The organism is Teredinibacter franksiae, assembly GCF_014218805.1.
Taxonomy (GTDB): domain Bacteria; phylum Pseudomonadota; class Gammaproteobacteria; order Pseudomonadales; family Cellvibrionaceae; genus Teredinibacter; species Teredinibacter franksiae.
Map to the genome: position 1 here is coordinate 3,662,371 of NZ_JACJUV010000001.1, position 26,947 is coordinate 3,689,317.

25 protein-coding genes are annotated in these 26,947 nt (G+C 47.3%); 13 read left to right on the forward strand and 12 right to left on the reverse strand.

Going from position 1 to position 26,947, the window contains the following annotated elements:
- Window positions 1-48 precede the first annotated feature (48 nt).
- Complete coding sequence (gene hrpB, locus H5336_RS15505; protein ID WP_281385635.1) at window positions 49-2,697, reverse strand: ATP-dependent helicase HrpB; 2,649 nt, start codon at window positions 2,695-2,697, stop codon at window positions 49-51.
- A 102-nt stretch (window positions 2,698-2,799) separates the two neighbouring features.
- Between hrpB and lepB the strand changes: the two genes are divergently transcribed.
- From lepB to H5336_RS22680, 3 genes are read left to right on the forward strand one after another with little or no spacing between them, the layout of a single operon-like run.
- A complete protein-coding gene (gene lepB / locus H5336_RS15510; protein ID WP_185235159.1) occupies window positions 2,800-3,498 on the forward strand; it encodes a signal peptidase I in 699 nt (232 codons plus the stop codon).
- A 2-nt stretch (window positions 3,499-3,500) separates the two neighbouring features.
- Window positions 3,501-3,677 carry a GFA family protein gene (locus H5336_RS24020; protein ID WP_446697310.1) on the forward strand — a complete coding sequence of 59 codons (177 nt, stop codon included), beginning with the start codon at window positions 3,501-3,503 and terminating at the stop codon, window positions 3,675-3,677.
- A gap of 57 nt (window positions 3,678-3,734) precedes the next feature.
- The gene (locus H5336_RS22680; protein ID WP_221628069.1) at window positions 3,735-3,914 is read left to right on the forward strand and encodes a hypothetical protein; all 180 of its coding nucleotides are present in this window, start codon (window positions 3,735-3,737) and stop codon (window positions 3,912-3,914) included.
- 159 nt (window positions 3,915-4,073) lie between these two features.
- Here H5336_RS22680 and modC read toward each other — a convergent pair whose 3' ends face one another.
- The 4 genes from modC to H5336_RS15535 are packed head-to-tail and all read right to left on the reverse strand — an operon-like array spanning window position 4,074 to window position 7,751.
- The gene (modC, locus tag H5336_RS15520) at window positions 4,074-5,171 is read right to left on the reverse strand and encodes a molybdenum ABC transporter ATP-binding protein (protein WP_221628070.1); all 1,098 of its coding nucleotides are present in this window, start codon (window positions 5,169-5,171) and stop codon (window positions 4,074-4,076) included.
- Window positions 5,168-5,848 carry a molybdate ABC transporter permease subunit gene (gene modB / locus H5336_RS15525; RefSeq protein WP_185235160.1) on the reverse strand — a complete coding sequence of 227 codons (681 nt, stop codon included), beginning with the start codon at window positions 5,846-5,848 and terminating at the stop codon, window positions 5,168-5,170. Before modB ends, modC begins: the two co-directional genes overlap by 4 nt.
- 33 nt (window positions 5,849-5,881) lie before the next feature.
- Window positions 5,882-6,622, reverse strand: coding sequence for a molybdate ABC transporter substrate-binding protein (gene modA, locus H5336_RS15530; protein WP_185235161.1), 741 nt, complete (start codon window positions 6,620-6,622; stop codon window positions 5,882-5,884).
- Window positions 6,597-7,751: a mechanosensitive ion channel family protein gene (locus H5336_RS15535; protein WP_185235162.1), complete on the reverse strand. Its 1,155-nt coding sequence runs from the start codon at window positions 7,749-7,751 to the stop codon at window positions 6,597-6,599. Before H5336_RS15535 ends, modA begins: the two co-directional genes overlap by 26 nt.
- Window positions 7,752-8,054: 303 nt before the next feature.
- Here H5336_RS15535 and H5336_RS15540 point away from each other — a divergent pair, with 303 nt between their 5' ends.
- The gene (locus tag H5336_RS15540; RefSeq protein ID WP_185235163.1) at window positions 8,055-8,927 is read left to right on the forward strand and encodes a transporter substrate-binding domain-containing protein; all 873 of its coding nucleotides are present in this window, start codon (window positions 8,055-8,057) and stop codon (window positions 8,925-8,927) included.
- Window positions 8,928-9,015: 88 nt separating this feature from the next.
- Here the strand turns inward: H5336_RS15540 and H5336_RS15545 are convergent, their stop codons facing one another.
- Both H5336_RS15545 and H5336_RS15550 read right to left on the reverse strand, forming a co-directional pair.
- Window positions 9,016-9,315, reverse strand: a complete 300-nt coding sequence (locus H5336_RS15545; protein WP_185235164.1) for a YebG family protein — start codon at window positions 9,313-9,315, stop codon at window positions 9,016-9,018.
- Window positions 9,316-9,394: 79 nt separating this feature from the next.
- A complete protein-coding gene (locus H5336_RS15550; RefSeq protein WP_185235165.1) occupies window positions 9,395-9,712 on the reverse strand; it encodes a hypothetical protein in 318 nt (105 codons plus the stop codon).
- A 47-nt stretch (window positions 9,713-9,759) separates the two neighbouring features.
- On the opposite strand from H5336_RS15550, the gene H5336_RS15555 reads away from it, so the two are divergent.
- Both H5336_RS15555 and H5336_RS15560 read left to right on the forward strand, forming a co-directional pair.
- Window positions 9,760-10,317, forward strand: a complete 558-nt coding sequence (locus H5336_RS15555) for a tRNA-uridine aminocarboxypropyltransferase (RefSeq protein WP_185235166.1) — start codon at window positions 9,760-9,762, stop codon at window positions 10,315-10,317.
- Window positions 10,318-10,411: 94 nt separating this feature from the next.
- Window positions 10,412-10,855 (forward strand): DUF6491 family protein, encoded by a 444-nt coding sequence (locus H5336_RS15560; protein WP_185235167.1) that lies wholly within the window; start codon window positions 10,412-10,414, stop codon window positions 10,853-10,855.
- Between the two features lie 43 nt (window positions 10,856-10,898).
- On the opposite strand, the gene H5336_RS15565 is transcribed toward H5336_RS15560, so the two are convergent.
- A complete protein-coding gene (locus H5336_RS15565; protein ID WP_185235168.1) occupies window positions 10,899-11,780 on the reverse strand; it encodes a rhomboid family intramembrane serine protease in 882 nt (293 codons plus the stop codon).
- Window positions 11,781-12,581: 801 nt separating this feature from the next.
- Between H5336_RS15565 and H5336_RS15570 the strand changes: the two genes are divergently transcribed.
- On the forward strand, window positions 12,582-14,219 hold the full coding sequence (locus H5336_RS15570) for a methyl-accepting chemotaxis protein (RefSeq protein ID WP_185235169.1): 1,638 nt from the start codon (window positions 12,582-12,584) through the stop codon (window positions 14,217-14,219).
- Between the two features lie 109 nt (window positions 14,220-14,328).
- On the opposite strand, the gene H5336_RS15575 is transcribed toward H5336_RS15570, so the two are convergent.
- Window positions 14,329-15,708 (reverse strand): response regulator, encoded by a 1,380-nt coding sequence (locus H5336_RS15575; RefSeq protein WP_185235170.1) that lies wholly within the window; start codon window positions 15,706-15,708, stop codon window positions 14,329-14,331.
- Between the two features lie 215 nt (window positions 15,709-15,923).
- On the opposite strand from H5336_RS15575, the gene H5336_RS15580 reads away from it, so the two are divergent.
- From H5336_RS15580 to H5336_RS15595, 4 genes are all read left to right on the forward strand, one after another.
- Window positions 15,924-17,174: a sensor histidine kinase gene (locus H5336_RS15580; protein WP_185235171.1), complete on the forward strand. Its 1,251-nt coding sequence runs from the start codon at window positions 15,924-15,926 to the stop codon at window positions 17,172-17,174.
- Entirely contained in the window at window positions 17,174-17,716 is a 543-nt protein-coding gene (locus tag H5336_RS15585; RefSeq protein WP_185235172.1) for a response regulator transcription factor, read from the forward strand. The genes H5336_RS15580 and H5336_RS15585 overlap by 1 nt, the downstream gene beginning before the upstream one ends.
- A gap of 80 nt (window positions 17,717-17,796) precedes the next feature.
- Complete coding sequence (locus H5336_RS15590; RefSeq protein ID WP_185235173.1) at window positions 17,797-19,131, forward strand: MATE family efflux transporter; 1,335 nt, start codon at window positions 17,797-17,799, stop codon at window positions 19,129-19,131.
- Between the two features lie 37 nt (window positions 19,132-19,168).
- The gene (locus H5336_RS15595) at window positions 19,169-19,891 is read left to right on the forward strand and encodes a putative porin (protein WP_185235174.1); all 723 of its coding nucleotides are present in this window, start codon (window positions 19,169-19,171) and stop codon (window positions 19,889-19,891) included.
- A gap of 81 nt (window positions 19,892-19,972) precedes the next feature.
- Here H5336_RS15595 and arsB read toward each other — a convergent pair whose 3' ends face one another.
- The 3 genes from arsB to H5336_RS15610 are packed head-to-tail and all read right to left on the reverse strand — an operon-like array spanning window position 19,973 to window position 21,823.
- Window positions 19,973-20,989, reverse strand: a complete 1,017-nt coding sequence (gene arsB / locus H5336_RS15600; protein ID WP_185235175.1) for an ACR3 family arsenite efflux transporter — start codon at window positions 20,987-20,989, stop codon at window positions 19,973-19,975.
- A complete protein-coding gene (locus tag H5336_RS15605; RefSeq protein ID WP_185235176.1) occupies window positions 20,989-21,462 on the reverse strand; it encodes an arsenate reductase ArsC in 474 nt (157 codons plus the stop codon). Before H5336_RS15605 ends, arsB begins: the two co-directional genes overlap by 1 nt.
- A gap of 28 nt (window positions 21,463-21,490) precedes the next feature.
- The gene (locus H5336_RS15610) at window positions 21,491-21,823 is read right to left on the reverse strand and encodes a metalloregulator ArsR/SmtB family transcription factor (RefSeq protein WP_185235177.1); all 333 of its coding nucleotides are present in this window, start codon (window positions 21,821-21,823) and stop codon (window positions 21,491-21,493) included.
- Window positions 21,824-22,380: 557 nt separating this feature from the next.
- On the opposite strand from H5336_RS15610, the gene H5336_RS15615 reads away from it, so the two are divergent.
- Both H5336_RS15615 and H5336_RS15620 read left to right on the forward strand, forming a co-directional pair.
- Window positions 22,381-23,049, forward strand: a complete 669-nt coding sequence (locus H5336_RS15615; protein ID WP_185235178.1) for a DUF4956 domain-containing protein — start codon at window positions 22,381-22,383, stop codon at window positions 23,047-23,049.
- A 13-nt stretch (window positions 23,050-23,062) separates the two neighbouring features.
- Window positions 23,063-26,947: an interleukin-like EMT inducer domain-containing protein gene (locus tag H5336_RS15620; RefSeq protein WP_185235179.1), complete on the forward strand. Its 3,885-nt coding sequence runs from the start codon at window positions 23,063-23,065 to the stop codon at window positions 26,945-26,947.

The window sequence follows — 26,947 nt, forward strand, 5'->3', positions numbered from 1 at the left end:
GAAGATCTCGATTAACACGATTTGATTTCTCCCACACGTATGCTGGTATTATCGACAGCTTTTAGCTTTGATGGAGCGGCCCGGTTTTTCCTTCAGTGGCTCCTCCGGCCAACGGTGTTTTGGGTAGCGGCCCCGCATTTCCTTCGCAACCTCGAAGTACGATGTTCGCCAAAAATTTGCTAAATCGCTGGTGGTTTGTATCGGTCGGCGAGCGGGCGATAGCAGTTCGAAGCGCAAGGGTACCTTACCTCCGCCGAGCTTTGGCGATTCGAGTTCACCAAACATTTCTTGCAGGGCGACGGAAACCGTAGGCCCTTGGTTTTCATCATAGTAAATACTCACCTGCTTATTGCTCGGCGTTGTGTAGCTGGCGGGAGCTTCACGTTCCAGTTGTTGCTGTTGTTCCCAGTTTAGTGCGCCAGCCACTATGGCCAAGGCGTCTAGCTTTTTCAGTTCGCTAATGCTGTTTAGGCTAGTGGTATAGGGAAGTAGCCATTGCTCAGTTGAGGCTAAAAGTGACGCCTTCGAGAGCGTTGGAAAGCGGGTGCTCTGCTCCCCTAGCCATTGGGCCCTGGCGAGCCAGCGTTCACATTTCTCTGTCCAGTTTAAAAGTTCAAATGCCTGAGTTTTTACAATGGACTGTAAGCAGTGTTGAAATTTTTCACGCGGAATTTCGGCCAACATTTTGCAGCTTAGTTCGAGTGCTTTGTAGCGGGTATAGTTACGGCCGGTTATTTTTTGTTTTTGCTGATCGTATTGGAATTCGTCTTGCTCATGAAGGTGATCTTTTAAGCACAGCTTAACCTGCTCGAACGATACTTGCGCGGCACTGAATATTTGCCCTTCTCGCTTTTGACCGTCGGCGTCAGCAACGACTAGCCAGGGGCTGTCGAACAGTGGATCACCTTCTCGCAATATAACGCCACGCCTATTCGCTAGCTGGTAGTGACCGCTACCGCGCGAGCGCTGTTTTGCCAATCGGTCTGGGTAGGCGGCGAGCAGAAGTGCGCCAATCGCCAATTTTAGTGCAGCGAGGGGAATTTCTTTGCGGTTGTATGTAAGTTTTAGTTTGCGCTCTAAATTACGCTGGGTATTCAATAACGATTCTAGCGCTGTGCGGCGTATGGGGTAGTTTCTCAGAGCCGTTACTTTATGTTTATGATATTCCTGAATAGCGATTATTCGCTCGGTAATATCAACACTGCGGTGGTGTGCGTCACCGGCCTGAACAGTAAAAATATCCTGTTCGTTTAGCAATGCGGCCAGTAGGCAGGCAACGGAGGCCTCGGCGTTTTTTTGGTTTGCCGATAGCACCATAGCGGCGAGCCGGGGGTGCAGTGGCAGCGCGTTAGCTTGCTTACCCATTGAAGAAAGCTGATGGTTGTTCTTCGTTAGCCCAAGTATCTGCAGTGTTGCTTTGGCCGAGTCAAAATGCGCTTTAGGCGGCGCCGTAAGCCAGTTGATTTCGCTGTAATCAGCGGTACCCCAGTTGAGTAAATTCAGCACAAGAGGGGTTAAGTCTGCGGATAGTATTTCTTCCGCTTGAAAAGCCTTCAGGCTGTGGTGGTTGGTTTCATTCCACAGGCGCACACAATGGCCGGCGCGTACACGCCCGGCGCGGCCCTTTCGTTGCTCTGCCGAAGCCTTGGAAATATACGCCGTCTCAAGGCGAGTCATATCACTGGCGGGGTCGTAGGTGAGCACACGCTCTAGGCCACTATCTATAACACAGGTAACACCCTCAATGGTTAAGCTAGTTTCGGCAATATTGGTAGAGAAAATAATACGACGTTTTTGTTGAGCACCGGTATGAGTTTGCAGTGCGCGCTCCTGCTGATCCAGCGGGAGAGCACCGTACAAGGGTAAAAATTCTAAGGTGTCGTCGTTAAAAAAGTTATTGGCCTCGTTCAGGCATTGTTTGATTTCGCGTTGGCCGGGCAAAAATATCAAAAAATCGCCTTCGCTCACGTTTTTAAGTGCATTGGCTACTTCAGCGATTACCTGGTGGCCGAGGCGATATTTGTTGTTGATTGGCTGCGTGTGCACAACTGTGACGGGAAAGCTGCGCCCCGGACATTCGACAATTGCTGCTCCCCCTAAGTATTGGGCCATTTTTTGAGTGTCGATAGTAGCTGACATAACCAAGAGTTTTAGGTCGTCGCGTAACGATTGTTGAACCTCTAGCGCCAGTAATAGCGACAGGTCGGCATGTATCGAGCGCTCATGAAATTCGTCAAAAATGATGAGTGCGGTATTGGCTAGCTCCGGATCGGCCTGTAAGCGGCGAGTTAAAATGCCTTCTGTTACAACTTCGAGAACCGTCTCACTGGAGACTTTACGGTCATTACGCACCTGATAACCCACTCGCTGACCAATTTTTTCGCCTAGCTGGTGCGCCAAATAGTGAGCTATGGAGCGAGCCGCGACTCGTCGAGGTTCGAGCATGACGATTTTCTTATTGGCTAACCAGTCGGCCTCTAGCAGGCGGAGAGGCAGCGCGGTAGATTTGCCGGCCCCCGGTTCGGCTTGCAATACCAGCGCAGTGTTTTGGCCAAGTGTGGTCAAAATGGTATCTAAATGGGCGTGAATGGGTAGCAACGCTGGTGAACCTCGGATAGCTCGTGGAATACAGAAAGGCGTAATGTTACCAGTCTGGGCTGGTATAGGGCACGCGGGTGTTGCGTAAGAGCGAACCATAGCGCAATGGGATTGTCGAACTGTGGGTGTAAGGCTCTGGGGTTTACCCAGTAATCACCTGTAGCTGTGCTAAATTTAGGCGAAAATCGAATGGGATTGGCTATGAAAAAATTGATTTTGAAAATTTGGCGCGAAAATAAAACCTTTATTGTGTTTCTCTCGTTAATGCTGCTATTTAGAAGTGCGGTTGCCGATTGGAATACGGTGCCAACGGGTTCAATGAAGCCCACCATTGAAGTGGGAGATCGGATTTGGGTAAATAAGCTTGCTTACGACCTTAGGGTGCCGTTTACCTCAATGTCGCTATACCGTGTTTCCGACCCAGTTCGGGGCGACATTGTGGTCTTCGATTCAGCGGTATCGGATATACGATTGGTTAAGCGGGTTGTTGGGGTGCCGGGTGATGTCGTCGAAATGCGCGATAACCGGGTGTATATCAATGGCGAATCATTGTCCTATAGCTCGGTGAAAATAACAGACGAATTCGCCGAACTGCGTGAAAACTTGGTGGGAGTTGAGCACCGTGTTCGCGTACATTCTAAACCTTCTACCTACGCCAATTTTGAACCTGTTAGGGTGCCTAGTGACCAGTATTTGGTTTTGGGAGATAACCGTGACAACAGTGCCGACTCTAGAGCCATTGGGTTTGTGCCTAGAAACGAAATGATCGGTCGCGCGCGGCATGTTGTATTGTCCTTCAATTATGATAATTTCTATATTCCTCGTACCGAGAGAGTTCTAGAACCTTTAGATTCTCAAGAGGGGAGTAAAGTTTCGCCGAGCGCTAAACCGGAGGCGTGATTATGATTGGACAATGCTTGTGTGGCCAGATTGAATTTGAATTCGTGCCTGTGGGGGATACAGCGTTGCGCTGTTATTGCTCTATTTGCCAGTGCTCCCACGGCGCCGATTGTGCTACGCAACTTATCTCTAAGAAAAGTTCTTTGCGTCTTATTTCCGGAGATTCGTTGGTGGCGTAATACAGTTATAGCCCTATGGGTGTTCGAGCTTTTTGTAGTAATTGTGGGGCTCGGTTGATGAATTACGCAAAGGCAAAAAACGACTACATGAGTGTTGCGTTGGCTTGCGTTATTTCTGATCACAAAATAAAGCCAGTTGCGAATGTGCAGGTTGCTTCTAAACCACAATGGGCACAGCCAGATGATAGCGTGCCTTGTTTTGATGAATTTCCTGTCGATATTACTAAGTATCTTTAGGGCACACTTCTGGTAATTGATGTTAGTTTTTGCACTTTACGAGCGAGCCATACTCAGCGTTAAAACTTTGTCACAGACTACCAATATGCCGGTAAACATTTTTTTTGCGCAAGAACCACACATAAAGCCGGAAGCGAAAATAAACTGATACGAAGTAGCTTAAAGGTTGTCTTTCATTAACGATACACTTTTTATTTGCGCGTATACCTGTTGACCGGGGGCTAGGTTTAAATGAGACAGTGAACGGCGGGTGATACGCGAAAGCATTGGTGTTGTTTTTGCTTTTAGTTTTACCAAAACCTGTGCTGGGTCGGGGGTATCCGTAATCTGATCCACTATAACCGGTAGTATATTACTGATACTGCTACGCTCGGCTAAATCCAACGCTAGGCTCACATCACGTGCAAGTATTCTTATGCGCACACAGCTATCGGGTTGCAAGTCTTTCTGTGAAACAACTAGATCGCCATAATCGGTTTTGAGTTGCGTTAAGTGGTACTCGGGCAGATGACATTTAACTCTGCCGTCTGTCACTACACAGGCTTCTTCAAGGTCTGTAAGCGGTAAATTATTGTCGGTAAGTAGAGCATTAAGTTCGCCCTCGGCAATAACGGCGCCTTTATCCATCAGAATCATTCGGTCTGCAATACGTACAACTTCTTCAATAGCGTGGCTGACATAAAGGATGGGGATTTCGAGACGGCGATGGAGATGGTCGAGGTAGGGCAATATTTCGGTTTTACTGCGCTGGTCGAGGCTGGCCAGAGGCTCGTCCATCAACAGTAATTTCGGGCTGGTAAGCAGCGCTCGTGCAATTCCGACGCGTTGTTGTTGACCACCAGAAAGCTGGTGAGGGAAGCGCTTAAGAAGATTTTCTACACCCAATAGCTGCACGGCATCATCAAATGTAATTGTGCGCTCGGCAGGGTTTATACGCTTGTAACCATACAGCAGATTTTTTAAAACGGTAAGGTGAGGAAATAACCCCGGTTGTTGGAAAACATAACCTATGGGTCGTTTGTGTACCGGTAAAAACGTTTTTTCATTTTGAAATACCTGCTCACGAAACTGTATCGTACCGCGCACGGTGTTTTCCAAACCAGCAATACTTCGCAGCATGGTGGTTTTTCCTGAACCCGAAGCGCCAAAAATGGCTGTGGTGCCACGACAGGGAATGGATAAATTTATCGTCGATTCAAAATAGTTTTTGTGCAGGGTGTAGTTTAGGCGCAGGTCGTTCTTCGTCGATGTGTTCACGATTGTCTTCGCCTCTGACGCTGATCAAGTACTTGCAGGCACAGCAAAACCAAAAAAGCGAAGATTAGCATTCCGGCCGCTAGCCAATGAGCCTGCTGGTATTCTTGGCTTTCGACATGGTCGTATATGGCCATGGAAAGCACTTTGGTTTCGCCGGGGATATTACCGCCGATCATCAGAACAACGCCAAACTCACCCATGGTGTGAGCAAAGGAAAGTACAACGGCGGTGAGTAATGCGGGCCGGGCTAGAGGTAGGGCAATGGTAAAAAATCGATCGAGTGCTGAGGCTCGAAGGGTTGCGGCAACGTCCCAGGGTTGATTACCCATTAATCGAAAAGCATTTTCCAGTGGTTGTACGGCAAACGGTAATGAATAAATCACCGATGCGACCACAAGCCCCGAAAACGTAAACGGCAGAGTTCCCAGGCCAATGGCATTGGTCATTTGGCCTACGAATCCTTGAGGGCCAAGCAGTATCAGTAAATAGAACCCGAGAACCGTTGGTGGTAGCACCAGCGGCATGGCTACCAGCGTTGACACCAGTGGGCGCATAAAGCTGTGGCTTCTTGCGAGCCACCAGGCTAGAGGCAAGGCAATAAAAATAAGTAGCCAAGTGGTAACGACCGCTAGCTTTAAGGTGAGCCAAATGGGAGTAGTGTCTAGGGATGCCAGCATGCTCTCTAACGTATGTGTTGGGGGGAGAAGAGGTTACTGTGTATAACCATTTTGTGCAATTCGCGTGATTGCGGCTTCACTCTGTAAATAATCGAGAAAAGCCAAGGCCGCAGCGTTTTTTACGCCTTTTTTCAGCAGCACCGCTTTCTGTGTTAGTGGGGTATGAAAATTTTCGGGAACATGCCACCAATAGCCACGCTTTTGTTCCGGCATCATTATTAATTGTGATAGTGAGATAAAGCCAGCATCGACGCTACCGCTGGCAATAAATTGCAGGGTTTGGGTAATGTTACTTCCAAAAATTGTTTTATACGGTGGTATTTTCTGGTCAAGTAAATTAGCAGCGGCCGATTGTGACGCTGCACCATAGGGCGCTAGCTTAGGGTTTGCCATTGCCAGTGTGCGAAGGGTGGAAAAATTGGGTTTGTCTTCCCGCGGACTTTCCTTTGGCGCCCAGTAAACAAGTTGACCTCGGGCGTAGATGAAGCCGCTGCCTTGTATGGCATTACCCCTTTTTAATAGCTCGTCTGCTCTTTTACTATCTGCCGATAAAAAGGCATGGAAGGGCGCGCCATGTTCAATCTGGGCAAATAGTTTTCCGGTTGAGCCGCTCACGATCACCAATTTGTGCGGTGTTTGTTGCTCAAAAACAGTTGAGAGCTGTTTAAGTGTCGGCGCAAAATTTGCGGCAACGGCTATGCGTGCGGTTTCCGCATTAATGCTCAATGACAAAAACAGAAGTGAGGCACTAACGATCTTTTTCAGTGTGCTCAAAATTCACCTCGTTGAGTATTGGCGTAGAAAGGCTAACGCCTTCTATTTCAGCCGCCGTAAAAACCGCTTCGTTAACGTGAAACAGACTGCGAATTAGGTGTTTCCTGACTGACGAGGTAACCTTGGTATTTGGGATTCGCTCTAGAAACACCCATAGTGTGTAATGAAGTGCAAAATCTCCGGTTGAGGTTAGTGCCCACTCGAATTCTCTATCGCGATTGATCATAACGGATTTGTTGGCGCAGCAATTGTCAAACGCAGACGTAAAAATTCGATCAATACGTGACTTATATCGATTCAATTGATCTACTCGTTGCTCTTGATCGTTAACGGGTAACGCGGGGTAGCCTATTTTATAGGTAATGGATTTACGTAAACCATCGGTCGAGGCTACGCGGCTAAGGTTATCAATTTTACTTTTTATGAACTGACTGTTGCGAATGAGCGTGCGGTGGTTGTTGCGAACATCGTAGAGAACAATATAGATAAGCGATACCTTGCTTATGATGTATTCGTCTGGGTATCCATCGACGACGACAACATCACCATCCTCTAGGATGCGGGAATTAAGTACAATCAACCCGCTTATAATGTCGGGCGCCCAAGCATTACTGGTAAACGCAAAGAAAGCAGCAATAATTCCGAATATACCGGTTGTCTCCAGCAGGCCGTTGGCACCCCAAATTTTTATCAGTGTATAGATCAGTGTAATAACAATGAAAATCAAAGATAGCAGATCTACAAGCCTAGAACTGTATGTGTCGAGAAATGTAATTTTTTCATCAATGGTTTTTTCGTTGCCAAAGCGACGGCGGGAGAGGTAGCAAAGCAGTTTGTAGCAATAGAGCGCAGTATAAACAGCCGCCAAATTCAAACCAATTTTTATAAAAGCATTTTGGTAGTGATCGTTGACGCGTAGTAACGCAATATCAAGCAAATGCAGTATTAGAATGATAAGGTTAACCGACCTGAAGATACGCAGTGTAATGCGGTTTTCTTCATCGGCATCTACAAGACTTAGAATGGGCTTGGCAAATAAAAGTAAGCCGATATTAACGGCAAAGATGAAACCATGGGCTACCCATTCCGGTTGGGTTAGCTCAGGAATTAGCCAGGCTAATGCGTTCAAGGCGAGATCTCCGTTTGATAACTACAGGCTGTAATGACCGATAATAGCGTTTGAGCGATAAAACTCCAATTAGTAGCAGTGCGCTTAAGACAAAAAGATTTCGTGTGGGGGGGGGGCCGCTTGTGTGTTCTGGGGCTATCCGGTGGCGACTTCAAATTTGTACTCTCCGGCGCCTTGGCGCGAAACAGGAGGGTTTTAAGGCAACAATATTGCGTTTATACGTGCCAGGGACAATACTTAAATTCTATGTTCAAGTTCGTAACCCATCGTTTTCTCCGTTGCCTTAGTGTAGGGGGGGTGTGTTTGGTAGCTGCTGTTCATGCCGAAGACCTGGTTATCATGCAGGCCCCTGCCGATGCTCAAGATCGACTGCAGGATTACACCTACGCTGTAGTACTGCGGGCGCTGAGGGAAACTGAAGGCGACTATGGTCGATTCAGGTTGCGGGAAACGGCACACGCGATGGTTCGCGATCGCCAGTTTTCGGCTCTTCACAAGGGCAAGGACCTTACGGTTCTAACTTCGCCACCAAAACGACAGTGGTCTAAAAAAGTGATTCGGGTGCCGTTCCCGATTCAGCGGGGGATCTCCAGCTACCGTATTTTCATGTTGATGGAGGAGCACAAAGAATTATTGAAAAATGTGCATACGTTGGCGCAATTAAAGGCCGTTTCAACGGGCTCCAGCTCTGATTGGTCTACAACCCAGATTTTGGCCGATCACGGGTTTAATCTGGTGGTGGGTTACGGTTATGCGACTATGTTCGATATGCTCGCCCAGGGTCGTTTTCAAACATTTAACCGTGGCGTAAACGAAATCCCCATTGAACTCGAGATATTCTCACGCAAACATAAACAGTTGACGTATGACCGATATGTAGCGGTTTATACCTACCTGCCGAATTACTTTTATGTGTCACCGCAGCACAAACGCCTTGCGCATCGAATAGAGGCCGGTCTTATTAAGATGCATAAAAGTGGTGCATTGGATGAGCTATTTACTGCACATTACGGTAACTTGGTAAAGGGTTTTGACTTAAAAAATCGGCGTATTTTTTATATTGAAAATACCAATCTCGAGCCGGGTATGTACGCGCAGGACAAACAGTATTTGCTGGGTTTTCAGCAGAAGCCAGAGGCGATATTGGAGAGTAGCCCAGCTAAGCGCCAAGAGTGAGGCTCCGCATCCTTGCGGGCGATTCCTTAAATACCCCGAACTCGGGTAGCGGAGTTCGGGGGGCGCCATAGTAAAAGCTTGACCTAGGCTAGCCCGCTATGGAGGTAACGATTGCTTCGCCGGTCGCTTTTTCTTCGGTAGAATTTTCGCTGGCTTCCAGCAGTACCGAAGGCTTGCCTTTGCAGGCTCTTACTAGATCTTCGCTGCGTTTTGCCAGCAGCAGGCCAATGGCCTCGCAGGCTTGTTCGCTAACATCGGGGATTTCGCTCTCAATAAGGCTGGTGATATTGGCTGCTAACTCCAGCATTTTATCGTGAGCTTCTGCGGACTTTTTATCTTCGAACATACTACCATCCCGGTCACATTTCCAAACTGCAATTACCGCCATAACGGGCTCCTTAGGGTGAAAATTCACAATACTGTACAAGGATACAGTATTGTTTGTGATGTAGTAAAGGGCGGAGTACTCAGGTGGCGTGTATTTTATTAAACTTTTTGGTGATTATGACCGTAATCAGTACGGTAAGACGTTGAATGATGTCTTCATCGGTACTGTTGGCGAGACGCTCGCGCACTAGCGCTTGAACCTTTTGGAATCGTTCACTATCAATTGAGTCTAGCGTTTGCAGAAGGTTGATTGTGGCGCGCATAAGTTCGTTATAATCACCATTGCCATAGTTTAGGGTGAATTTGTTTGCGTGGCGTTCTAGTTCCTTTATCTTCATAGCCTGCAGGCTTTGAACGTAATCAGCTTCAGTTGCCGTGAGAAGATCGCGAGTTTTCATAATGGGGAGGGGCTTCCTGCTTTGGGTACATATAAGGGGTTACAAGGGTGGATTATAAACGACCTTGTTGTAAAAGTTGCGGGCGACCGGAAATTGCCTGTTTGTGCCGCTTGGTGGAGGCGGTCGAAACGTCTGTAGAGCTGGTAATTTGGCAGCACCCTAGTGAGCAGCGGCGGGCTAAGGGTACGGCGAAGTTACTGCATTTGTGTTTACCGAACAGCCGATTGGTGTGCGCGCAGCAGCAATTGCCAGCCGATCTGAAACTCGACGTTACTCGCTGTGCACTGCTCTATCCTGCAGCTCAGGGTGAAGAAACTACTGCTAGTGAGGGCTGCCGTGTAGACCAGCTATTGGTGCTGGATGGCACTTGGCGAAAAAGTCGAAAACTGCTCTACCTGAACCCCTGGTTGGCGGCGCTACCTCGGCTATCGTTGAGTGATGTGCATGGGCAGTATCGAATTCGCAAGGCCGAAAAAGGCAGTCAATTATCGACTTTCGAAGCGGCGGTGGCGGCCTTAGCTGGCCTTGAGGGGGGCAATAAATTACGGGCTTTGGACGTGGTTTTTGAGCGCTTCCAGCAGCAATATGAATCATTCATAGGTTAGCCGGCGCTTTACGTTGATGAGATGAAATTACGTTTGCTATACTCGGCCCCTGGCTCTTCTTGGGGCTATTCCTTAGATATTAGGAGAAGGTTTGATGAAAAAAGTTATTGTAATCTCTTTATTGGCAGTACTAGTTTTAGCCGGTTGCGGTAATGTTAAAGATGGCGCCTCAACGCCTAAAATTAAGGATGTGCTAAAAGAGCAAACCGGGCAAAACGGGCGTGCTTGTGTGCGTATTTCCGATATAAATGGTTATGGTTATCAGAATAACGTTATAACGATCGACGGTCGTAGGAATTACTACCTAGCAACAACCGTTATGCGCTGTAACGCCATGAACACTGCTGTTGCCGCGCGATTTGAGGGGCCATCAGGTTATGAAATTTGTGGTGGAGGGAGTAGTAAGATTCGCTCCGGTGGCGACACTTGCACGATAAGCCAAATATTTGAGTTTGAGAGTAGAGAAGTGGCCTTTGCAGCGCTTGATACCGCGGACACGAAGCTTAAAGAGTTGCAGGAAGCGGTAAAGGCTGAGTAAATAATACCAATAGATACAGTTCAATAGAAACAGAAGGCCGTGCTTAGCACGGCCTTTTTTTATGCTCCCTTTTTTTGTATTTGCGAAAAATAATCAACGGGATCGCAACGGCTGAACCAGATAAAACACCCGCGATATGCGATAGGAAGTAGATGTTGGCGTCGTTTCTCCTGATAGTTATGGAGTACACGTCTGAGCCGATATAGCCGATGGTAATGAGCAGTAGAGGAAGGCGGAACGTACCGGAAACAAATATCAACCAGAAGAAAAATTTTAGGAAGCGATGCGGGTAAACAAGGGTGGCCAATATCATGGTGCTAGTGACAACTCCAGATAAGCCAATTTCGGGCGCGCTATTGTGCAGATTCATTGCGCCCAGGCTGTAGATGATTGAGGTACTAATTGCGCTGTAAAATAGGAATAAAGCGAAGCCCAAGTGCCCCAGTATTTGTTCGGCGGTTATGGCAAATGCAAGAAAGAAAGCCAAGTTGAAAAGCAGTTGTTGCCAATTAATATGGCTGAGTTTTGACGAGATCATAGATAGTGGGTTAAAGCTTTCGGGTTCATACCACCAATCTATAGTAGCGGGGTTAGGCACAATACTTTGCATACGTTTGAGTTGATACGCAATATCGCTGGAATAAGGTTTAATTTTAGGGTGGCGGCTGAGCAATAGTTGCGTAGTGTTTTTTCGGTCTTGGCTTAAGTCAAGCTTTACAAAAATATCGAGACACTCTTCACGCGTTAATAGCTCGTCAAGATTATTTCCAATTTCGTAGCGACAAAAATTTTCTACGTTTCGTTCATAGTTGTGCCAGGAATACTGTTGTACGAAAAAAATTAAAAGACAGGCTAGGGCAACCAGGGTTGTGACTATGGGAAGCCCAGCCATTTCGGAATCTACTTTATAAGGTATGAGGATCATGGGTGTCTGGCTCTTTCCGTGGCTCTCTCCACCGTTTTAACAGTTTACGCCTTGGTGCTCTCAAATAGTATTGTTGGTATAGCTCAGCCTTTTTACCTTCTTGCTAGGCACTTCACGGCAGAGACGAAGTTGCTAGAGCAAAATTTTTCTGGGTGTTGACGCTTACCTGTGTGTTGTTGTCAATGTTGGCGGGCACGCGTGCGTCTCATTGCGGACTAAAATCAATTATTAGGGGTACTCTTAATTGTGGCTGTGTATTTCTGTACAGGCTAATAATGGGTTTCAAGGATTGTACTGTTTACCATTGTTCTGGTTTGTTTGTGTTCTTTTGTGGGCCGTTCTCGGCGTGTGTTGGTTGAGCTCCCTTAGGTGCGTACCCCTCGCCTGTGAATGAAACCGACGTGAGTGGTGGCGTCGGCGGGGTAGAGAGCCTTGGCTCAAAAAGTCCGACCGGCAGAATACATACTTGCACTGGCGGAGTTGTCTGTAGCCGGAGCCGATAAGGTTATACCGGCGAACATCCTGGATCGCTCGCTTGCCACCTGCCTGCCTGAGCTGAAAGTCTTAGCCCCTCAATGTACCGTGCGTTCCACTGCAAGTGAATATTCGTGCCAGTGGTAAAGTTGGTCGCACTTATAGTAAGTATGTGAGTGCTCACATACTTTGTGTTGTACTGGCTGCGACAGCTTTACATGGGAGATCAACGCGCGACCTTGCGCCGGGCAGGCAATACACAGGCATGCAATTCTCTTTGTGTGGGCTATAGTCAAAGAACGAATAGGGTAATTTTGAGCAGATAACATGAATAACTGGTTCAATAATATTGGCTTCGCTTGGAAGCTAAGAATTCCTCTGGCCATTATCGGTTCGTTGATGTTACTGATTGTGATGTTGGCTATTGTGAACGTTAATCGGGTTAGTGAGGAAACGGAAGTGGCGGTCGACAGCTACCTTCCAGCAACAGGTTTTTTACTGGAGGCCGACCGGGATTTATACCAGGCGTTGCTCGCCGAGCGTATTCTAGTCCTGGCGAACCCAGGCAGTGTAAATCAACGGGAGCTGGCCAATACCATCAATGAGAACCTCGGTCAGGCGGAGGCTAGGGTTACAAAATATGTTGAGGCGATGAACGAGCCAGAGCTTACCCAAAAAGCTGAACGTTTTTTTACGCTTTACCAGCAACATATGCAGTCGGTTAAGAAAATACTGGATATGGTTGATGCCGATCAGGAGTCTGCCGCGCAGCTCAGCTTGGGGCAGGCGGGGCAAGAATTTGAAGCGATGCGCGATGTCATCGACAAGCTGACTGAGCGAACAAATGAGTATTCTACTGATTTGAGCGCGCGTGTCGCCGGCGTGAATGCTTCAGCGATGTTTCAATTAACGACACTTTTGGTGTGCGGGCTGATAACTTTAGCGCTGCTGTGGGTTGTGCTGCCGAATTTTGCCACTAAGCGTTTGGGTACTCTACTGAATCGCATAGAAGATATGGCTGAGGGTGAGGGTGACCTTACAAAGCGGCTGGAAGTTCGTGGAGAAGACGAGTTTGGGAAAATCTCCAGCGAATTCAACAAGTTTGTAGGGAATTTACAGGTCAGCGTGCGTGATATTTTTGAGGTTTCGGAGCAGCTGAGCGAGCGTTCCTCCTCTATTGATGGCGAAAGTGATCGAACCAGTAATACCATCGAAAGCCAGCGTCAGGAAATTAGCATGGCAGCGGCTGCTATTAACCAGCTGGGGGCCACCATTACCGAGGTTGCGCGCAATACTACGGACGCAGCGGACCGCGCTAAAAGTGCGGAAAGAAATGCCAGTGAAGGTCAGAGCATAGTGGGTAGCCTAGTCGCTGGTATTGAAGGTTTGGCCTCAGATATTGAAACATCAGCGAATGCCATTCAAAGCCTGAAGGAGGATACCGTTAATGTTGGCACCGTACTGGATGTGATCCGTGGCATTGCCGAGCAAACAAACCTACTAGCGCTGAATGCTGCAATTGAGGCGGCGCGCGCCGGTGAGCAGGGCCGGGGATTTGCAGTAGTGGCAGACGAAGTGCGGACATTGGCTCAGCGTACCCAAGAGTCTACCCAGGAAATTCAAGATGTAATTTTGCAATTACAAAACGGTGCCGACCAAGCGGTTGCGCAAATGGGCTCAAGCCAAGACAAAGTGATCGCCAGTGTTGGAAGCGCACAACAGGCAGGGTTGTCCTTAGATGAAATCACCGAATCGGTACGGCAAATTGTGGATTTGAATGTGCAAATTGCAACCGCGGCAGAGCAGCAGTCTACGGCCACCGAAGAAATTAATCGCAATATGAATAATATTACCCACCAAACAGAAGACACCGCCGACAGTGCGCGTTCGCTGTCTAGTTCGGCGCAAAACATACACCAGCTTTCACAAACGCTGGATCAAACCCTTGGGCGTTTTAAGGTATAGAGCCGTTTTATCTGTGGGTGTTTGGGCGCTCACTATAAAAACGGATTTTACCGGTACATTTGTTGGCGGGTCAGTTTTGCGGTGCTTAGTTGCTAACCGCAGTGTTGTACTACAAAAAATCGAAAGAAACAGAAATTCGATTGTTTTTCTGGGCAACATCATTCCATATGTCGGCGGTAAGCTCGGGAGCTATTCGAGGGTAGTCATAGCGAGGACTGTCGTTACCGCTGGTGACTACATTGAGGTCGATAATACCTTCCTGAACGGGAAGGGCGTTTTGCTCGAAATTCAGGTATGGCAGGCTTAGATAGGAGTCTCTGGAATACTCGGTGGTGACATCTGCGCTAAAAACACACTTAGTTGTTGGTAGTGTAGGGTCTGCTAAAACAAGTGTGCCCTCTGCGCTCTGCTGCAAGCAGTAATTGCCAGAATGTATGTCTAGCTCTATGGCACCATTAAAGCCTACGCTGGAGAGCCGATAGACTAAGTTGCTGATTTTCAGCATCTGTTGTTCGTTTAGCGGTGCGGCTCGCCAGGGAAATTCTAAGTCTATATCCAGTGCCCAGCTCAAGGCGTCTAGTAACGCTGGGGCGACTCTCTGCGGTGCAAGTGTGGGCGGGGGCGCTCGCCTGCTGGCGTAGGTGTTCAGCAGCTTTACATTTTCATTGTTTAATTTAACTAGCTCGCCGTAATCCCGTTGTAGGCCCTTCATTTCACCTTTGGTCTGAAAGATTTCATAGGCGATTAACGCTAGGCCGATAAAAATTAATACTAATAGAGAGCTGGAGATAAACGAAGACTTTCGCTGGTCAGCATCTATTTCTGCGTTTACAACCGACAGGGGCACATCACCAATGGTGGGCTCTTTACTGCTGTTTTTAACAATTTCTTCGCCTAGCCTACGCACAACAAAGCGAGAGTTTTCTGCAATTTGCTGCCGCATTTCTGCTATGTGCATTTTAAATAGGCGCGCAACTTGAGTGGCTACCTGTTCTTGTGCGGTGTCTTCCGGGGTGGGTTTGGGTTCGGCGACGACTGGTGGCGAGACCTGAGCAATTGCTGCCGGATTTTCAGTGGCGGCGGTTTTGGTGCTTTTAGCACTTTTTTCGGCGTTGTCTTTCGGTAATATTTTAAGGCTGGACAGCACGCGCTGGAGGTTAGAAGGTTTTATCGCTTCCTTAGAAAGAATATCCAACGCTCCGAGAGCTCGAGCTTGCCCGACATACACATCGCCTTTTTGTGCGGTGTACATGATCACCGGAATCATGGCTGTTTTGGGGTTGGCTTTAATGATTTTCAGCGCTTCAAATCCGTCCATCCCTTCCATGTGGTGATCCATAAAGATAACCGCGGGGTGACGATAACTGAGGTAACCTAAGGCTTCTTCAGCGCTGAAGCTTACGTCAACAATAATGTCATACTGGGTGAGCATTTTTCTAAGACGAATCTGTGCCGTTTTGGAATCGTCAACAATCAATACCCGCTGCATTACTATTGCCTCACTTATTATTCTTTGGTGTGCCCGACATTTAATCAATCTTAAGCTCTATGCGCCAGCTTCGTCGGATGATATTGGCGCATAGTGTGGGATGTGTAGCACTTTTGGGGGGTATTTCACCTAAAATGAAGGCATAGAACGGGCCAGGATTTCCTGCTGAGGCTATCCTCGTTTACACTTTAGGCTCTTTTAGATGAGTGCGTACCATGTTTCAGCTTACCCGAACTCAGGGCGGTGACCGCAGGCAAATTTTGCGGGGCATGCTGTGGCTGCGAGTAATTGCCTTGGTGGGGGCGTTCTCCATGCTGGCTATGTTCCAGTTGGCTTTAGCGAGGGAATTAGACTATCCGTTGCTTTACAGTATTGCCTTTGCTGCCGTGGCCTATACGATTGCGAGTTTTTTGCGGTTGCGCAGTGGCCTACCGGTTACCGACCTGGAGTTACTGGTACATTTGCTCATGGATGCGTTAATCCTACTGGTGTTGGTGGCGTTTTCTGGGAGGGCAACTAATCCGTTTATATACTACCTGTTGGTATTGGTTGCCGTTAGCGGGACTATTTTTACCCGTAAAGTAAGCTGGGCTTTTGCTGCGCTGGCCGTTGTGGCTTATACGATGTTGTTGTATTTCGACCTCGAGGCGCACATACATCACCTGTTTAGTGATTTTCAGTTACACCTTATTGGCATGTGGGTGAACTTTGTTGCTAGTACACTGTTGATGAATTTCTTTGTGTCCTCTCTGGCAACGGCTCTGCGGGACAGAGAGGTGCGTTTAGCGCATGCCCGCGAGCAAACGCTGAAAAACGAACAGTTAATTGGTATTGGTACCTTGGCCGCATCCACTGTTCACGCGCTGGGAACGCCTTTGTCGACAATGGCGGTCATGTTGGGGGAAATGCGGGCCGAACAGGATGAAACCGAGGATATAGAGCTGCTGCTGGGCCAGGTCGATCGGTGCAAGAGTACGTTGGGGAGGTTGTCTCAGCTTGCGGGTGCCGAAGATCAGAGCGAAACGCTGTTGGTAAAAGCGCTGGTAGAACAGCTACAGGAGCACTACTTTTTAGCAAATCCTGCGGTTATGCCCACATTTAACCTCGACGGGAGTGCCGCTGACGTAAGACTGCATAGCAGCCTTTCCTTACCCTATGCGCTCATCAACCTGATTGATAACGCTATACGTGCAGCCCGAAAACGGGTGAGTGTGAATGTGAATGCTTCTGAGGATGGAGTACATGTCGCCATTGTGGACGACGGTGCGGGGGTGCCTGAAGCGCTAGTCGAAAATTTCGGCATGCCCACCCTGTCGCGTCAGCAGGGTGGCCTTGGCATTGGTATTTTTTTGGCAAACACCACCATTGATAAGTTGGGCGGTAAAATTATGTTGTTCAACCCTGGTGAGAGTCGAAGCGGTAACACAACGGTGTTGGTGGAATTAGCGCGAGCTGGAGAGGCGTGATGGAACTTGATTTGGACCGTTTTTTTTATATTGAAGACGATGATGTCCTGGCTAGGGTGACAACCGCTGCGCTGACAAAAAGAGGGTATACAGTAGAGCATTTCCCCTCTATTGCGCTGGCGCGGGCTTGTCATTATCTGGACGAATTTGACTATGCTTTATTGGATCTAAAACTGGACGACGGTAATGCCATGTCACTTATTGAATTGTTGGTTAAGGCTAATCCGCAGATGCAGGTGCTGGTACTAACCGGCTATGCCAGTATTGCCACAGCGGTGCAGGCGGTAAAAATGGGGGCTACAAATTATCTGGCAAAACCAGCAACGGTCGATGAAATTTTACGCGCGCTAGACCCTGAAGATACGAACGTTTTGGATCTACCGCAAGGTGAGAGTGAAATGTCTTTGCGTCGTCGGGAGTGGGAGACTATCCAGACAGCCCTCATGGCTAACGATGGCAATATTTCGGCTACCGCACGTCAACTCAAAATGCACCGCCGTACCCTGCAGCGAAAATTGCAAAAAAAACCCGTTATGGAATAGCGCTGTTGTTTATATTTCAGCTACGTACGCCATAGTAGTATTACCCCCTTATTCTCTCCCGCCGTATAAACGGAATCCTCATGCAGGCTAAATTTACTGAAGGCTCTATCTTTCGGCACGTTTGTGTCATGACGTTTGCGTCGACGGCAGGGCTATTGTCGCTATTTCTCGTAGACTTGGTGGACATGTATTGGCTGAGCCTGCTGGGTATTGTCGAATTGGCCGCGGCTATCGGGTATGCAGGGTCTATCCTGTTTTTCACCTTATCATTTGCCATCGGCCTATCAATTGGTTGTAGCGCCATGGTTTCTCATGCCGTAGGCGGTGGCGACAAGGGGGAAACCGCGCAGTTAATCGGTAACCTGTTTCTAACTATATTCACGGTTAGTTTGGTTGTTTCGCTAGTAGCGCTAATCTATGCGCCTTGGTTTTTGACAAAGTTAGGGGCTGAAGGGGCTGCGTTTGATTTCGCTCTTTCCTATTTGCGCATTGTTTTACCTAGCCTGTCGATAATGTCGGTTGCCATGGCAACCGGAGGTGTTTTACGTGCGTTGGGCCACGCCAAGGAATCAATGTACCTCACTTTGTTTGGCGGCCTTGTGAACGCAGTATTGGACCCTATTCTTATTTTTTGGGTGGGGTGGGGCATTGAAGGTGCGGCTGTAGCGACGGTGTTGGCCCGAGTAGCGATGGTAACCTATGGTTTCTACCGAGTGGCGGGTGCTTATCAACTTCTGCGTATGCCGAAGATGTCTAGATTGCTTGCCGACATCCGCGAATATTTTGCAACAGCACTTCCTGCCGTTTTGACCAACCTAGCAACGCCTATAGGCGTCGCCTATGTGACGGCTACCATGGCTCAGTTTGGCGATGGTGCGGTTGCCGGTAATACTATTATCAGCAAGTTACAGCCGCTGGCATTTGCGGGCTTGTTTGCGCTTTCGGGTTCTGTAGGGCCTATAGCCGGGCAAAACTTCGGTGCAGGAAAAATAGACAGAGTTATGGAAACCCTAAGCAGCAGCATCAAATTTATTGCCGTTTATTCTATAGTGGCTTGCTTAGTACTACTGACATTAACCGATGTTTTGATTTGGGCGTTCAAGGTGAAGGATGAAGCCGCAAGGTTAATTCGCTGGTTCTGTTACGGACTTAGCAGCATGTTTTTCTTCTCTGGTATAACCTTCGTTACCAACGCACTTTTTAATAATTTGCGCTTGGCTCATTGGGCGACCCTGTTTAACTTTTTTAGAGCAACCGTATTTACCATTCCATTTGTGCTATTTGGCGCAAAGTGGGGCGGGCCGGTTGGTATTATGGTTGGCCTCTATATTGGCGCAGTGTTGGTGGCATTGGCTGGATTATTGATGGCGGTATACAAAATTCGCCAGCTGCCAGTTCAAGATAAAGTGGTTTAAAGAATTGATTCAAGAAAAATGATAGTGGAGTGAAATAATGAAAAAAGCAGTGGCAATAATGTGTTTAGGCTTGTCTCTTAGTAGTGCACAGGTGCTTGCCGGTTCATATCAAGCGGAAGTTAATGGCGAATTAGCCCGAGTTGGTGTAGATGAGGGCAGTGACGGCACATTGTTTGCGGTGGGCGGTGAGTTCCATTTTTCACCTGTTGATACGTCGAATAAACCTTTAGCTGAAGCGGCGTTTCTTAACCGTTCTTCCAATATCAATGCCCAGATATTCGACAACGGCGGGACTGATGTAGCGTATACGCAATTGGGCGGCGAAGTGTATATTCCGAACTCTATTGTATATGTGGGCGTAGATTACACGCGCTGGGATATCGGTGGTGAAAGCGATGGCCGTATTTCAATTACGGGAGGGCTAACACCGATGCACGGGTTGTTGGTAACCACTACCTATGTTGAAGACGAAGGCTACGACCTGAACCTTTCGGCCAAATATGTTACTAACCTTGCTGATCATGCCGTGAGCTTTAACGGCAGCTTTATCAATGATGATAACAATACATTAATTGCGGGTATGGATTTTTATGTAAGCAGAGCGACGAGCCTAGGTTTTGAATTGGTCGACACAGGTGCAAATACTCAATATACCTTGCGCGGCAAGCATTTCTTCACCCCGGATGCCTATGTGGGAGCCTATTTTTCCGATGGCGATGAGTCAAACACCTTTGGTGTTTTGGGTGGGTTAAGGTTCTAAAATGGTAGCGATTGCTGGTGGCACACCAGCAATCTTTCTTGGTTGGCAGGAGGTCTAGTATAGCAATTTCAAAATCAACCTTCATTCAAACCAATGGCGAGTTCGATTGGCAAAAGCTACCAGCGAGAGCATTACAGGTACTTCGACCAGTACACCCACCACCGTCGCTAAAGCCGCGCCAGACTGTAATCCAAAGAGTGAGATAGCAACGGCAACGGCAAGCTCAAAGAAGTTTGATGTACCAATCATGCAGGCCGGAGCGGCGATGTTGTGAGGTAGTTTTAGCGCTTTGGCTGCGGCGTAGGCAATGGCGAATATGCCGTACGTCTGTATGAGCAGGGGGATCGCAATTAAAACAATTGCCAAAGGTTTTTGTAGTATCACTTCGGCCTGAAAGCCAAACAGTAGTACTACGGTGGCCAATAAACCAATGATGGACCAGGGTTTTAGCTTGCTTACCAGGGCGTTAACTTCATGATGGTCCGATGATTTGTCTAGTAGCTTGCGGGTGAAAAGCCCGGCTAGAAGCGGGAGCAGAACATACAGAAGTACAGATAGTAGTAAGGTTTCCCAGGGAACTTGTATGTTGGTAATACCCAGTAATAATGCGGCGAGCGGGGCGAACGCAAATATCATAATAATATCGTTCACCGATACTTGCACTAAGGTGTAATTGGGGTCGCCTTTGGTTAATTGGCTCCAAACAAATACCATCGCGGTGCAGGGCGCTACGCCCAATAAAATCATGCCCGCGATATATTCGTTAGCCGTTTGCGGGTCTACTAGGTGTGCGAAAAACACACGAAAAAATAGCCAGCCCAAAGCGGCCATAGTGAAGGGCTTAACTAGCCAGTTTATTATCAAGGTTAAAGCCAGCCCCTTGGGCTTTTTGCCAATATCCTTAATCGATGAAAAGTCGACCTGTATCATCATCGGGTAAATCATAATCCAGATAAAAACAGCGACTGGCAGGTTTACGTGAGCGACCTCTAGTGCAGCAAACACCTGGAAGATTCCAGGGGCCAAATTGCCAAGGGTGACGCCGATTAATATGCATAGGCCTACCCAGACTGTTAGGTAACGCTCAAAAATACCCATTAGTTTTCGCCTCCAATTTTAGTCAGTGCAGAATCTAGTTGAATTCGGTTTAGCTTGGTAATATCGAGTTTAAGCAGTTCTGAAACACGGGTTTCTATGGTTTTCATAAGGGCATAGAACGCGGTACGCTTTTTCTCTTCGCTACATTCCAGCTTGGATGGATCGGGTAGCCGCCAGTGAACGACTAGCGACTGGCCGAACCACGCGGGGCAAGTTTCTTTTGCTGCGCTGTCACACACGGTAAAGACTACATCCGGTGCGAAGGCTTCGTGTTCATCCCATGACTGGCTTTGCAAACCATCGGTACTAATGCCTTGTTCCTGCAAATATTTCAACGACAGCGGGTGCACTTCACCTGTCGGCGAGCTGCCGGCACTGCGGGCTATTATTTTGCCATTGCTCAGGTGGTTGGTAATGGCTTCTGCCAATATGCTGCGGCAGCGGTTGTGGGTACAAATAAACAGAACTTTCATAGGAACCTTTTTTCGAATAGCGCTGAATTTAACAGCGATTTAACACGCGCTTATTGACGCTAAGTTTACGGGTAAGGCGCTCGACCCTGTCGAATTCTGCCTCGCCAGCATGGCGAACAATGGCTTGCGCCCATACTGGAAGCTGGGGGTGAAGCCGGTAAAATACCCATTGCTCATGTCGGCGGTCGGCCAATACGCCGCACTTACGCAGTTGCGCTAAGTGGCGAGATATCTTGGGTTGACTCTCGTCTAGCAGCAACATTAATTCGCACACGCACAGCTCCCCCTGCCGCGCAATTAACAGGGTGGAAAGCTGCCGGGTTTCATCAGCAAAACATTTGAACAGGCTGAGGGGTGTCATTAAAAGCCGTCGATAGCGTATTGTTGGTGGTTAGTATATACGTTTTTTCGTATATGCGTGTGCGGTTTGTAGGCCTTAGGCAGATCGGTGACTGGATGAATAAGTTTTGCGTATAAAGTATGTAAGATGAATTTGTTGTGTTGCTGAAAAAGTGTGAAATTCACACTGTACAAGCTGTAGGGCCCAGATCTGTGGCTTGGTTAACGCTTTTAGGGCGCTCGTATTCAGCGTGGCTCGGCCTTGGTGTTTATAGATAATAAGAATTTTTTCCACAACCATGGCAGTTGTGGTAAGTTATTGTAACGGTGAGCGCCACGTAACATAAAAATCAAGCGCGCTCCTATATTTGGGCTTGGCCTTGTTGATTGAACGCCTTACGGAATCCAGTCCACCGAAGGTGGTTTCGTCAGTGAAATAGGCCTACTTAAATAATAAAAACAGCGCTCATTACCTTTCTTCTGGCAGGTTGCTTCCTTCCTTTTTCACTATTGGGATGATGTTAATTCCTGTCTTTGGTGTCCCGAGTGCTCCACGATTTTTGGCCTTTGGAGCTCAGTATGCAAGCTTTACTTAATCAGTTAGTGGAATATTCAGATTTTGCTTATGCCATGGCGCTTTCTGGCATTCTCCCCATCATTGTCGGCATGGTATATAAAAAGTACGGTAGCTCTGTCTCCAACAGAACGGTGTTTGCTCGTAATTTTCTTATCATCACAATGTCTACCACATTAATTATTATAGTGGTTAAATCTTCCATCGCTCTATCACTCGGTCTAGTGGGAGCTTTGTCGATTGTGCGTTTCAGGGCGGCGATTAAAGAGCCTGAAGAAATTGCCTACTTGTTCTTTATTATTGCCATTGGCATTGGCCTAGGTGCCTTTCAGTTCGTCATCATTTTGGTTGCTATCCCGTTTATTATTGGGCTGATAATTTTGCGCGCTCATATAGGTGGCAAGGTGAATAAGACCACGCCCATGGGCAACTACAATATTAATGTTATTAGTAAGCTGGCAAAAACCGCTGGTGTTGGCCCCATCAGTAATATTGTTAAAGAGCACACCACTAAGGCTGAGCTAAAGCATTATTCAGAAGATGAGCAATCAACTTCTATGCTGTTTTTTGCTGATATTTCGAGTTTGGAAAAGCTTGATGGATTTCGCAAATTATTGGTTGAGTATGAGCCTGGTATTGCTATCGATGTGGTAGCGAATCGCGAAATTAGCTAACGGAGGCATTGCCATGATGGCCTCTAACGCCACAGAAAAAACGCAGAGGGTATCCCTTGTTGCGGCCCTATCTATTGTTGTTGCATTGCTTGCGGTGGCTATAGTCGCACTAGTGCTGCGCGAACTGCTCTCCTCGCCAGATGCCAGCGTCGTTATCGAAGAAGGAGGGGGGCGGTATACCGGTCACGCTTATGTCGATCGTACTTTAAAGCTCAGTCGTACAGTTTACAACGGTTCGGAAATAAAGTTAAAAATTGGTCATGTAATTTACAATAACCATATTAGGCTAAATGTACCCGGAGCAAAGGAATACAGCGTTTCGTTTTTTAATAATAAGGATTTTATAGAATCGACGAAGTTTACTGCCCATAAAAACACCTTTAAAGTTACAGAGTTCGGCTATTTGCTTGAGGTTCCTGAGCGTGTGAGAGCGTTAGGTTTTGATGAGGTTATCGTCAGACCTAACTTCCAGTTCGACTTGAAAGTCTCCTTTGATGAGAGCGACCAGGTAAACATTGATCGCGGCTCCAAGCGAGTGACTATCCCGCAATTTATTTCAGAGCTGCCCAAAGATTATGTGGCGATTTTTTCCATTAAGGATGAGGGTACGCGCCATTTAAGCGATGAGCATAGAGATCAGCTCGCGAAAATGGGTTCAAAAATTAAAGACATTCGTTACCGCGGCTCGTGGGCTGCGATATGGCAAAATAATCGCCCACTGGCCGAAGATATTGGGTTGCCCAAAAAAATGGCGGAAATCGATGGTGCTAGTGTTGCAGCACTTAAGCCGCTTCTTAAAGAGAAGGGTGTGAAACTTCTTGTGCAATCGGCGGGTTTTCAGGCCGGAAATGTTTCTCGCATCGTTATGAATGAAAAAGACCTTTCGCGAGACCGGCGCGGAATCAATATTGTCGTTTTAGATAATCATTTAAATACGGTTGCTTCTCTTACTGCCGATACATATTCAAAGGAAACGTTCTCGGTACCGAAATCGCTTAAACTCCATGCCAGTAGCTACGAAAGAATAAGTCTTGGCGAGGTTATGGCCAGCGTACCGAAAGATTTTTATACGCTTTTGGTTTCTAAGGGGCAGTACGTTCGTGCTCTCTCTGAGGGTAGTACAGAGTACTTTTCAGCGCTGGGTTCTACATTTGCGCAAGCGAAATCTGGTGAGTCTTATGTAGGGGTTTTCCGTGCAGGTAAAGTGTTAAGTGAAAAACTTGGGAAAGGTGGCCAAGCGTTGTCCTTGTTTGAGGTGCCCGAAATCAGTGAGGCTGCACACAAAGCCAAAATGCCTGTCAGTTTGGTCTCCACAGCTGACGAGAGAGGAATGGCAGCCATTTATATTCAAGGCGAGGATGCCGCAGCCAATTCACCGGGAGTGAATATGGTGGTGTTAAGCCCTCAATTTGAAATCATTTCTCATCGTAGCTTTAATACTATTGTTAGCGATGATCATCGCAATATAACCCTGCTGGAATCCTTTCCCCAGAAAGAATTAAAAACTGTGGCTGCGAAATCTGCGGCGCTTACTGAAGATAAGTTGCGCTTTACGATAAAGCCCAAGCACTACCAGCAACTGGTGGCCTTACGTGATGAAGCAATGTCGAGGGGGGGAGTTAAAGATGCGAGCAAGAAAAGCGTGCCAGCCAAACTCGATTTTCAGGGCGAGACCTATAAAGTTGACATGCGTTTTAAGGGTGACTGGTTAGACCATTTGGATACTGCACGCTGGTCGTACCGAGTTAATATGAAGGGCGCTAAGACTTTAATGGGAATGAAGCGGTTTTCTATTCAAACGCCGGGAACGCGTTCTCATATGTTCGAGTGGATTGTCCATGAGGTGTTTCGTCGGGAAGGTGGCATAACGCCGCGCTACGATTTTGTTCCCGTTGATATTAACAATAAGGGCTTTGGTGTTTATGCTCTGGAGGAGCATTTCGGAAAGCGTTTGATTGAATTTCATGGGCGGAAGGAAGGGCCCATTTTGAAGTTTGATGAATCTGTTTTGTTTAAGTCAGCCGATGTTTTTGACGATGCCTTGGAAGATGGCGGTAGTTTTGATAATACGATAAAAACGTTGCTGAATTCAGATATAGACGTGTTCCAGACGAGTAAAACGTTGGAAGCTGATAATCTTCGAGAAAATTACCGTCGTGGTTATGCGCTGCTTGATGGTTTTAGAAAGAAGACGATGAAGCCTGGTGATGTGTTTGATATTGACGCCTTTGCGCGCTTTGTGTCCGTTACAGATATATTTCAGTCATGGCATGCGTTGCGCTGGCATAATCTACGCTTCTACTACAATCCAATAATTGATCGTCTTGAGCCTATTCTTTTTGATGCAGACAGACGAGGTGGATCCCAAAGGCTGCATTACTTTACCCGAAATCAAGACGAAATATTGGAATTGATGTTTAGCGATGATGAGTTTACGGCAAAATACTTTGCTAGGTTGGAAAAGCTTTCAGATCCCGATTATTTTACTGAATTTCGCAACGATTATGCCGATGAGCTTAGTCATAAGAACAAGCTCCTGTCAGAAAATGGTGGCGATTATAAAATAAAATGGGAAGCGCTCAGTCGTAGGCAAGAGGTGATTCGTAACACGTTCTATGGTGGCAAGCCTTTGGATGCCATGGTATATCGTTTGCGGCCGGGCAAGCTGGACTTGGTGTTTGAGAATGACCTAGATGTGCCTTTTGAAATTAGAGGGCTGCGTATGGGTAGCAAGGAATATGCTCCAGCAAGATCGGGCGCCACCGTTAAAGCGAAAGGTAAAGGTGTACGGATTCGTTTTGCTATTGGTGCCGCCGACCTAGATTTGAGCAGCGAACCGATGCTGATCGATTACCGAGTACCTGGAACCTCCAAGTGGCGAGAATTGCAGGTTTTGCCTTTCAAAAACCCGCTAGCTGAGGTGGGCTTGAACGGTTTTGTTCGCAGCCCGGAAGCGGTTCTTCAGCGACCGTTTATTAAGCAGCCAAAAGCTGATGTGCTGCTTATAGCCAAAGGCGAGTGGACTCTAGATGAAGACTTAATAGTCCCTGAATCTAAACGGCTGATTATTGAGTCGGGTACGCGTTTGGATCTTGTAAACCAAGCCAAAATCATCAGTTTTTCGCCGGTAACTATTGCGGGTTCAGTGGCCGAGCCTATTGTTATTCACTCAAGTGATAATAGTTCCCAGGGGTTGACCGTTCTGCAGGCAAACAAATCAAAGGTTCATGACGGAAGCTCAGTGTTAAGCTTTGTAACTTTCGATGGGCTGTCTAACCCAAATGATGATGGCTGGATGGTGCCCGGTTCCATTACTTTTTATCAGTCTGATGTATTGATTACCGAATCTGTTTTTAAAAACAATCATTGTGAAGATGCACTGAATATCGTGTCTTCGGATTTTTTGCTGACCAAGGTGGTATTTGAAAATACATACGGAGATGCTTTTGATTCGGATTTTTCAACAGGAAGGGTGATTGATAGCCACTTCATCGATTCCGGTAATGATTCTGTAGATTTTTCCGGGAGCCGCGTGTTAATAAGTGATGTTAAAATTGATAACGCTGGAGACAAAGGCGTGAGCGCCGGTGAAGCAAGTACGCTAACGTTACGAAACCTTGTTGTAGACGGAGCCGAGATAGGTATAGCGAGTAAAGACGGTTCTAGGGTTGTTGGCCATGCCGTTGAAATAAAAAAATCCGTTATTGGTTTAGCCGCTTATCAAAAAAAGCCGGAGTACGGAAAAGCGCAGATCGATCTAAAGCAGTCCACCCTTAATTCTGAAATTAGCCTTCCCTTTATTTATGACGAGGGGTCGTCAATCTCGCTGAATGAGGAGCCCTTGTATATGGAGAAGAAAAAGAAAGAGCTGTTAATTGCAAAGATTGCAGGAGCCTAA

Coding starts and splice junctions, on each gene's coding strand:
- hrpB (WP_281385635.1), bottom strand. CDS start 2,697: ATGGTTCGCTCTTACGCAACACCCGCGTGCCCTATACCAGCCCAGACT.
- lepB (WP_185235159.1), top strand. CDS start 2,800: ATGAAAAAATTGATTTTGAAAATTTGGCGCGAAAATAAAACCTTTATT.
- H5336_RS24020 (WP_446697310.1), top strand. CDS start 3,501: ATGATTGGACAATGCTTGTGTGGCCAGATTGAATTTGAATTCGTGCCT.
- H5336_RS22680 (WP_221628069.1), top strand. CDS start 3,735: ATGAATTACGCAAAGGCAAAAAACGACTACATGAGTGTTGCGTTGGCT.
- modB (WP_185235160.1), bottom strand. CDS start 5,848: ATGCTGGCATCCCTAGACACTACTCCCATTTGGCTCACCTTAAAGCTA.
- H5336_RS15545 (WP_185235164.1), bottom strand. CDS start 9,315: ATGGCGGTAATTGCAGTTTGGAAATGTGACCGGGATGGTAGTATGTTC.
- H5336_RS15550 (WP_185235165.1), bottom strand. CDS start 9,712: ATGAAAACTCGCGATCTTCTCACGGCAACTGAAGCTGATTACGTTCAA.
- H5336_RS15560 (WP_185235167.1), top strand. CDS start 10,412: ATGAAAAAAGTTATTGTAATCTCTTTATTGGCAGTACTAGTTTTAGCC.
- H5336_RS15565 (WP_185235168.1), bottom strand. CDS start 11,780: ATGATCCTCATACCTTATAAAGTAGATTCCGAAATGGCTGGGCTTCCC.
- H5336_RS15570 (WP_185235169.1), top strand. CDS start 12,582: ATGAATAACTGGTTCAATAATATTGGCTTCGCTTGGAAGCTAAGAATT.
- H5336_RS15575 (WP_185235170.1), bottom strand. CDS start 15,708: ATGCAGCGGGTATTGATTGTTGACGATTCCAAAACGGCACAGATTCGT.
- H5336_RS15580 (WP_185235171.1), top strand. CDS start 15,924: ATGTTTCAGCTTACCCGAACTCAGGGCGGTGACCGCAGGCAAATTTTG.
- H5336_RS15585 (WP_185235172.1), top strand. CDS start 17,174: ATGGAACTTGATTTGGACCGTTTTTTTTATATTGAAGACGATGATGTC.
- H5336_RS15590 (WP_185235173.1), top strand. CDS start 17,797: ATGCAGGCTAAATTTACTGAAGGCTCTATCTTTCGGCACGTTTGTGTC.
- H5336_RS15595 (WP_185235174.1), top strand. CDS start 19,169: ATGAAAAAAGCAGTGGCAATAATGTGTTTAGGCTTGTCTCTTAGTAGT.
- arsB (WP_185235175.1), bottom strand. CDS start 20,989: ATGGGTATTTTTGAGCGTTACCTAACAGTCTGGGTAGGCCTATGCATA.
- H5336_RS15605 (WP_185235176.1), bottom strand. CDS start 21,462: ATGAAAGTTCTGTTTATTTGTACCCACAACCGCTGCCGCAGCATATTG.
- H5336_RS15610 (WP_185235177.1), bottom strand. CDS start 21,823: ATGACACCCCTCAGCCTGTTCAAATGTTTTGCTGATGAAACCCGGCAG.
- H5336_RS15615 (WP_185235178.1), top strand. CDS start 22,381: ATGCAAGCTTTACTTAATCAGTTAGTGGAATATTCAGATTTTGCTTAT.
- H5336_RS15620 (WP_185235179.1), top strand. CDS start 23,063: ATGATGGCCTCTAACGCCACAGAAAAAACGCAGAGGGTATCCCTTGTT.